Genomic DNA, 7648 nt, shown 5'->3' on the forward strand with positions numbered 1-7648 from the left:
CTGCCCCGCGGCGCGCCGTTCACACGTGGGACGGGGCGGGGAGCGGAGGTGCGCGGTGAAGGTGGCGGCCAGCGGGACGTACTACCCCGACGAGGGCAGCCGGCTGCCCGAGGGGGAGGTGCACGCCTGGGAGCCCGGGCAGAACCAGACGGCCTGCGGGGTGCCGCTGCGCCGCGCGGGCCTGTCGCGCTTCCCGCACGTGGACTTCTCCGACACCGACCCGGTGACCGGCGGCAGCGCCGACGGGGTGCGGTGGGTGTGCCCGAAGTGCGTGGCGGCCACTACGCCGCGGCGGCAGCGCGGGGGCCGGCGCTGGGAGCGCACCGACCCGCGGCCCTGAGGGCCGTCGCGGGCCGGTCAGGGCGTCGCCGCGGCCGGCCCGCTGCTGCGCAGGTCCGCCACGGCGGCGGTGAGCAGCCGCGCCAGGTCCGCGTCGCCGTCCGGGCCGGGGTTCCGGACCGTGACACCGACGACCAGGTCCCCCACGAGGGCGGCGCCGGCGGTGACCGGGGTGCCGTTCGCCTCCCAGCGCGCGGCCCACGCGTCGTCGGCGCCGGGCACGGCCACGGCGGAGCGGGTGAGCTCGTCGCTGAAGCCGCAGGTGGGGGAGTCGTTCGCGACCAGCTGGCCGAACGCCTCCGGTCCGGTGCCGGGCGCCCAGCCGGTGACGACGACGTCCACCGACCGCTGGTCCAGCCGGTTCGAGCTCTCCTCCGCGTAGCCCCACTGCCGGCCGGCGATCTGCGGCGGCCGGAACGCGGCACCTCCGCACGCCTGCCCCGCGACCGTGGGGCTCTTCGCGTACTGCCCCAGGTCCAGCAGCAGCACCTGCCCGGCGGGCAGGGCCGCGACGAGCCCGGGCAGGTCGGGGACCTCGCGGGCGACGACGTCCGGGTCGGGGTCCGCGGTGGTCGGCAGCGGCGTCCCGGCGGGTGCTCCCGCGGAGGTCCCCGGGGGCGTGGGGGTGGGCGTGGTGGTGGGCGTGCTGCTCGGCGTGGCGGTCGGCCCGGGGGCGGTGGAGGTCACCGGAGCGACGGGACGCGTGCGCACCGAGCCGTCCGGCAGCAGCTGCGCGGTGAGCGGGACGGCGGCCAGCACCGCCGCGGCCGCCACCGCCCAGGTGGCGCGGCGGCGCCGGTGCAGGTGGCGCAGGCGGGAGCGGGTGGCGGCGGTCAGCGCGGTCTCGTCGACCGCACCGGTGCGCACGTCCCGCTCGAGGGCGCTGCGCAGCAGTTCCTCCACGTCGTGGTCCTCAGGCACGGTCGATCCCCTCCTCGGCGATGAGCCGGCGCAGCGTCGCCAGGCCCCGGTGGGCGTTGCTGCGCACGGTGACGGTCGAGCAGTCGAGCAGCTGGGCGATCTCCTCGTCGGGCATCCCCTCGTACAGCCGCAGCACGAGGGTGACGCGCTGGCGGTCCGGCAGGCGCCGCAGCAGCGCCAGGCAGCGCTGGCGCTCGGCGTGCCCGGGGGAGGCGTCCGGCACCGCGAGGTCGGGCAGGTCGGCGGGGTCGCTGGCCTGCTCGCGCCGCCAGGGCCGGCGGCGCAGGGAGGTGACGGCGTTGACGACCATCCGGTTCAGGTAGGCGGAGGGGTCGTCCACCGCCTGGATGCGCGACCACTTCAGCACGCAGGTGGCCAGGACGTCCTGCACGACGTCCTCGGCCTGGTGCGGGTCGCGCAGCAGGGCGCGCGCCAGGCGCACCAGCTGCGGCCCCTTCCACGCCACCAGGGACTCCAGGTCCCACACCCCCGGCTGCGCGGGCGTCCCGGCCCGCCACCGGGGGGCGGACCCCGGCTCGCGGTCGTCGGCGGGGTCCCCTCCAGCTCCACCGCGACCGCTGCGCTCCCTCAGCCGCAGGTGCCGCGCGGGGGCCGCGCGGGTGCCGTCGCCGGAGGGATCCACACCTGCACGACGCGGCCCGCGCCCCGGGCGTTGCACGCTCCGGGCGACTTCCTGCGGGTGCGTCGTGGGAGGGTGCCCGGGTGGTCCTGGAACACGCGCTGCTGGACGTCCGCCCCGGGCAGGAGGAGGACTTCGAGGAGGCGTTCGCCCGCGCGAAGGGCATCATCGCCGCGACGGGCGGCTTCCGGGGGTTGCGCCTGTCGCGCTGCGCGGAGCGCCCCGGGACGTACCTGCTGCTCGTGGAGTGGGAGACCCTCCAGGACCACACGGAGGGGTTCCGCGGCTCACCGCGGTACCAGGAGTGGAAGGCGCTGCTGCACCGCTTCTACGACCCGTTCCCCGTCGTGGAGCACTTCACCGAGGTGGCCCGCGCCTGACCCGGTCCCCGCTCAGCGGCACCGCCCGCGACCCGCCGGGGACCCGCCCGTGACCCACCGCAGAGCTCGCCAGGGCGTCACCGCAGTCGCCGGCCGTCGCGGCCCTGAGCTGCGAAGCGGTGCTGCACCCGCCGGACCTGCCACACCGCGACGACGGCGCACACCGCGACCCAGCCTGCTCGCAGTTCCGGCGACAGCACCTCCGGGAACAGCAGGGGCCACAGACCGACGCTGCCTGCGGTGACCAGACCGGCGAGCAGCGCGCCGACGAGGGCGACCCACCAGGCCCCGGCGGAACCGGTGCGCTGCGCCAACTGGTGGACCACCCCCGCGAGCGTTCCGCACAGCCCTCCGGCGACCGACCCGGCGAAGGCACCCAGTCCCACGAAGGTCACGGCCAGCGTCCTGGCGTCCTCGCCGCTCACCGCGGACCGGCTCGAGACCGCGGTGATCACCGCGCCCAGAACGGCTCCGCACAGCACTCCGCGTTGCACTCCGGCGCCGAAGGTGTCCACCTGCTGGTCCATGCCACGAGGGTGGCAGGCGGAGGCCCGCAGGAGAAGACGGCGGTTCCTCGCCGTCGAGCAGGGTGGCCCCGGTCGGCAGGAGCGAGCACCGTCGACCACGAACTCCACCGGGGTTCGAGGGGCAGAGCGCGCCGCACGCCGCTCCGCTCGAGGGAGCGCAGCCGTTCGAGGGCCGGGCCCGGCACGTCCCGAACCCGTCGACCGCGTCGTCCAGGCAGCGGGATCGACGGCACGCCGGGGCCAGCGCTCACGGTTCCCCCTGCGCCGAGGGCGCCCCCCGGGACCGGCTCGCGGTCGTCGGCGGGATGCCCTCCAGCTCCACCGCGACCGGTGCGCTCCCCCAGCCGGAGGTGCCCCTCACCCGGTCGGCCGATGGGGGGCGGGCCGCCCCCGGCCGATGCAGGGCAGGAGGTCGTGTCCGCAGGAGCAGGTCGCAGGAGGTGCCGATGCCCGTCCTCCGTCGCGGGGTGACGGTGGCGCTGGGACTGGCGCGCCACCGCGCCGGTGTCGCAGCGCTGTGGTCGGCCGCGTCCGTCTGCCTGTTCCTGCGCACGTGGCAGGGCGCCGTGAACGCCTTCGACTTCCTCGTCGTCCACACCGCTGCCCGCAGCGTCCTCGCCGGTCAGGACCCCTACGCGGACCCGTTGTTCCTGTACCTGCCCAGTTCCGCCCTGCTGACGCTGCCGGTCGCGCTCCTGCCGCCGTCGGCCGCAGCCGCTGCGGCGGCGCTGGCCTGCGTCGCCGCCGTGGTCGTCGTCTGCTGGAGCTCCGCCAGGCTCCTGGCGCCCGGCTCGCCGCCGTGGCTCGTGCCGCTGACGCTGCTCGTCGTGCTGGTCAGCCCCGCCGGCGGAGCCCTCACGGTCAGCGCCAACACGGAGTTCTTCGCGGTGGCGGCGCTGCCCGTCCTGTACCGGTGGGCCGCCGACGGGCGGTGGCGGCGCTTCGGCGTCCTGCTGGGCATCACCCTCGCCGTCAAGCCGATCCTGCTCGCCCTCGTGGTCCTCGCCGTGCTCGCCCGCTCCTGGCGAGCCGTGGCCTGGGCCGCGGGCATCCCCGCGGCCGCCTCCGCGGCCGGGCTTGCCGTCATGCCGGGGGGCCACGCCCTGCTCCCCGTCGTGCTGGAGCGCATGGCGCACGGCTCACCCGAGCCGGTCAGCCCGTGGATGGAGGTGTCCCTCGCCGGTGTCCTCCGCAACGGCGCCGTCGGTCCGGAGTGGATCCTCCTGGCCCGGGTGCTGGTGCTGCTCCTCGGCGCTGCCGCGGTCGTCGTCCGGTGGTCGCGGGGCGACGCGGGCACGCCGCGGACCGTCCAGGTGGGGACGCTCCTGGTGCTCACGAGCGTCGTGGGGGCTCCGCTGGCCTGGGACCACTACGCGGTGCTGCTCGTCCCGCTGTTCGCCAGCGCCGCCGACGGCCTGACCACGTCCCGGCACCGACGCACCGTCCTGTGGTGCTCGCTGCCCCTCGCCGTCCTCCTCGTCCCCCGCCTCGACCCGGTCCGGGAACCGTTCGGCTACGGGTTCCAGGCGGGCACCGCGCTGCTGGTGGTCCTGCTGGTCCTGTGCGTGGAGGCCTTCCGCGCTCCCCGGCGCCCGTTCCCGCACGTGCGGCGGACGGTCCCCGGCCGCCGGGCCCACCGCGTCGAACCCGCCTGACGGGACGGGCACCGCGGGAGCGCGAAGGGCTCTACCCGAACAGGAGCGTGCGCGCCGGGTCCACGAGCTTGCGGACCGTGCGGCCGGAGCGGAACTCGCCCAGGGCCCGCATCGACCACGCGGCCCCGTCGCGCACCACCGCCGCCATGAGGACGGCCGTGGTGTCCTCGGTGTCGCTGAGGTCGTAGCGCACGAGTTCCGCACCGCCGGCGTCCAGCAGGCGGCAGAACGCCCGGCTGACGGCGGTGAACCGCTGCCCGCCGAAGGAGTTGATGGTGAACACCAGCGCGTGCACGTCGGCGGGCAGGTCGCCCAGGCGCACCCGGATCTGCTCGTCGTCGCCGTCACCGGCGCCGGTGAGGTTGTCGCCGCTGTGCACGATCGCCCCGCGGAACGCCTCCTTGCCCATGAACCAGACCTTCGCGAGGTCCTTCCCGCGGGCGTCGAACGCGATGCAGGAGGCGTCCAGGTCGATGTTCCGCCCGCGCGCGGCCGGGTCCCAGCCCAGGCCGAGGGTGACGGCGCTCAGCGGGGGAGCGCCCGTCTTCACCAGCGACACCGTCTGGTCCTTCACCAGGCTGACGCGGCCCTCGTCGAGGTTCAGCGGGACGCGTGCCGGTTCCGGCGCAGGTGCCGCGGGCTCGGGGGCGGCTCCCTCGTCGACGGTGATGCCGAAGTCGGTGGCCAGCCCGGCCAGGCCGCTGTCGTAGCCCTGCCCCACGGCGCGCAGCTTCCACCCGTCGCCGCGGCGGTACAGCTCCCCGGCGACGAACGCCGTCTCGCTGCCCGCCTCGGGCACGTCGAACCGGGCCAGTTCCGCGCCGGCGGCGTCCAGCACCCGCAGGTGCAGGCCGGGGACCTGCCCGAACGTGCCGCCGTCGGCGGACGCGGCGAGCACGACGCGCTCCACCCCGGCCTCCACGGCGGGCAGGTCCACCTCGACCGCCCCGTCCCGGCCGTGGCGCACCGCACCGGAGGAGTGCTCGGGCTGGTTGTAGAACACGAGGTCGCCGTCGGAGCGGACCTTCCCCGCACCCGTCAGCAGCAGCGCGCTGGTGTCCACCCCCGGCACGCCCGGCCCGGCGTCCCAGCCCAGCACGGCGCGCACGGGCGCGGTGGGCAGTCCGGTGTTCGACCCCTTGGTCAGCTGCGTGGCCACGGCCCCACCCTGCCCGCCGCCGCGGCCGCCGCGCCAGCGCGCCCTACTTCGCCTCCGACCACCGGTGCACGACCGCGACGTCGGCGGCGAAGCGCACGCCGCTGCCCGCGGCCCACCGCCGCGCGGTGGCCTCCAGCGCCGAGCGCAGCAGGTCCGCGGCCGCGGCCGCGTCCTGCTCCGGCACGTGCAGCAGCAGCTCGTCGTGCAGGCACAGCACGACGCGCCCCGCACCGCCCGCCAGGCCGGCGCGCACCGTCGCCGCCCACGCCTTGAACAGCTCCGCCGCGGTGCCCTGCACGACGGCGTTGCGGGCGAAGCGCCCGCGCACCGCCAGCCCCTCCTCCGGGAGGTCCGCGGCACCCACCCGCACGGGGCGCCCGCCCCAGGTGCGCACGTCCACCCCCGCGCGCCCGGCGTCCTCGGCGGCGCGCAGGAACGCCAGGGCCGCGGGGTAGGCGCGTTCCATGCGCCGCAGCGCCTCCCCGGCCGCACCGGACGTCTGCCCGTACATCGCCGCGAGCACCGCGACCTTCGCGGTGGCGCGGTCGGCGCCCAGGGCGGCGGCCACCGGCGCGTACAGGTCGTCGTCACCGGTGGCGGCCGCCAGCCCCGCGTCGCCGGAGAGCACCGCCAGCACCCGCGGCTCCACCTGCCCCAGGTCCGCGCGCACCAGGACGTGCCCCGGTTCGGCCGCGACCGCGGGACGCAGCTCGGCGGGCAGGTTGTGCAGCCCCGCCTGCGCGGTCATCCGCCCGCCCCCGCCGTCGGAGGCCGACCAGGCCCCGCGCAGCCGCCCGTCGGCGCCGACGTGGCGGTCCAGCCACCCGTACCCGTACGTGGTGGCGGTCCGCTCCGCCCTGCGCCAGCGCAGCAGCGCCTCCACCACCGGGTGGGAACCGCGCAGCCGCTCCAGCCGCCAGGCCCGGGTGTCCGGCACGTCGAAGCCCAGCTGCCGCAGCGCCGCGAGCACCTGCGCGGGGTTGCGCAGGTCCACCGGCCCCAGCAGCTCGCGCACCGGCGCGTCGCGCGCCGCCCGGGCGGCCTCCTCACCGGCCGCGCCCCGCGGGCGCGGGCCCACCTCCGCGGCCACCACGGCCTCCGCGGTGGCCCGGTCCACCGGCAGCCCCGTCACCCCCAGCTCCACGGCCAGCAGCGCCGCGGCGGACTCGCTCCACGCCGTCTGCACCGCCAGCGGCGGCGGCGCCGGGTGCGGGCGCGGGTCCGGCCGGGCCGCCAGGGCGCGCTGCTGCCCGGCGGCGGTGTGCAGGGCCAGCACCGCCCAGCGCGCCGCCCGCAGCAGCCGCTCGCCCGGCTCGACGTCCGGGCCGAACGCGCGGCCCTCCACCCAGCCGGCGGCGAGCTGGCCGTGCTCGTCGACGGGCCCGGCGTCCCCGGCGAGGGTGCCGTCCAGGTCCAGCAGGCCCGTGCCGTGCGCGGCGGCGCGCCCCGGCGCCGGCGCCGGGGGCTCGGGCAGCTCGTGCGCCAGCGCCCACGCCGCGCCCGGGTCGTCGCGCGAACCCCCCGCCAGCAGCCGGTGCACGGCCGCCACGTCGTGGCAGCGCGCCAGGTGCACGCCCGCCGCCACCAGCGGGGCGGCGGTGCTCCCCGCCGACCACCACGTCCAGCGCGGGCGCAGCAGCCGCTCCAGCCGCCCCACCAGCGCCACCGGGTCGCCCGGCAGGGGCAGCGCCCCGCCCGCCGCGGCCAGACCCACCCCCGCCCCGGGCAGCACCACCAGCCCCAGCGGGGGGGGGGGGGGGGGGGGGGGGCGGGGGGGGGGGGGCGCGCCCGCGGGCCGCCCCACCCCCCCCCCCCCCCCCCCCCCCCCCCCCCCCCCCCCCCCCCGGCCCCCCGCCCCCCCCGCGCCCCCGCGCGCGCGGGGGGGGGGGGGGGGGGGGGGGGGGGGGGGGGGGCGCGGGCCCCCCCCCCCCCCCCCCCCCCCCCCCCCCCCCCCCCCCCCCCCCCCCCCCCCCCGGGGAGGTGCACGCCTGGGAGCCCGGGCAGAACCAGACGGCCTGCGGGGTGCC

General features: G+C 78.5%; 8 protein-coding genes. 3 read left to right on the forward strand and 5 right to left on the reverse strand.

All coding sequences use genetic code 11. The features are described 5' to 3' along the window. Window positions 1-55 precede the first annotated feature (55 nt). Window positions 56-340 carry a hypothetical protein gene (locus ACRYR8_RS15840; RefSeq protein ID WP_432485341.1) on the forward strand — a complete coding sequence of 95 codons (285 nt, stop codon included), beginning with the start codon at window positions 56-58 and terminating at the stop codon, window positions 338-340. Window positions 341-357: 17 nt separating this feature from the next. Here the strand turns inward: ACRYR8_RS15840 and ACRYR8_RS15845 are convergent, their stop codons facing one another. After that, on the reverse strand, window positions 358-1260 hold the full coding sequence (locus ACRYR8_RS15845) for a hypothetical protein (protein ID WP_432485340.1): 903 nt from the start codon (window positions 1258-1260) through the stop codon (window positions 358-360). Continuing rightward, a complete protein-coding gene (locus ACRYR8_RS15850) occupies window positions 1253-1903 on the reverse strand; it encodes a SigE family RNA polymerase sigma factor (protein ID WP_432485339.1) in 651 nt (216 codons plus the stop codon). The genes ACRYR8_RS15845 and ACRYR8_RS15850 overlap by 8 nt, the downstream gene beginning before the upstream one ends. Window positions 1904-1983: 80 nt before the next feature. Here ACRYR8_RS15850 and ACRYR8_RS15855 point away from each other — a divergent pair, with 80 nt between their 5' ends. Continuing rightward, window positions 1984-2280, forward strand: a complete 297-nt coding sequence (locus tag ACRYR8_RS15855) for an antibiotic biosynthesis monooxygenase family protein (RefSeq protein WP_432485338.1) — start codon at window positions 1984-1986, stop codon at window positions 2278-2280. Between the two features lie 77 nt (window positions 2281-2357). Here the strand turns inward: ACRYR8_RS15855 and ACRYR8_RS15860 are convergent, their stop codons facing one another. Continuing rightward, the gene (locus ACRYR8_RS15860) at window positions 2358-2807 is read right to left on the reverse strand and encodes a hypothetical protein (protein WP_432485337.1); all 450 of its coding nucleotides are present in this window, start codon (window positions 2805-2807) and stop codon (window positions 2358-2360) included. 446 nt (window positions 2808-3253) lie between these two features. Here ACRYR8_RS15860 and ACRYR8_RS15865 point away from each other — a divergent pair, with 446 nt between their 5' ends. After that, window positions 3254-4462 carry a glycosyltransferase 87 family protein gene (locus ACRYR8_RS15865; protein ID WP_432485335.1) on the forward strand — a complete coding sequence of 403 codons (1209 nt, stop codon included), beginning with the start codon at window positions 3254-3256 and terminating at the stop codon, window positions 4460-4462. Window positions 4463-4493: 31 nt separating this feature from the next. Here the strand turns inward: ACRYR8_RS15865 and ACRYR8_RS15870 are convergent, their stop codons facing one another. Both ACRYR8_RS15870 and ACRYR8_RS15875 read right to left on the reverse strand, forming a co-directional pair. Further along, window positions 4494-5621: a TerD family protein gene (locus ACRYR8_RS15870; RefSeq protein ID WP_432485334.1), complete on the reverse strand. Its 1128-nt coding sequence runs from the start codon at window positions 5619-5621 to the stop codon at window positions 4494-4496. 43 nt (window positions 5622-5664) lie between these two features. Continuing rightward, window positions 5665-7356 (reverse strand): DNA polymerase, encoded by a 1692-nt coding sequence (locus ACRYR8_RS15875; RefSeq protein WP_432485333.1) that lies wholly within the window; start codon window positions 7354-7356, stop codon window positions 5665-5667. Between the last annotated feature and the right edge of the window lie 292 nt (window positions 7357-7648).

It is taken from the genome of Kineococcus esterisolvens (genome assembly GCF_050871405.1).
Taxonomy (GTDB): domain Bacteria; phylum Actinomycetota; class Actinomycetes; order Actinomycetales; family Kineococcaceae; genus Kineococcus.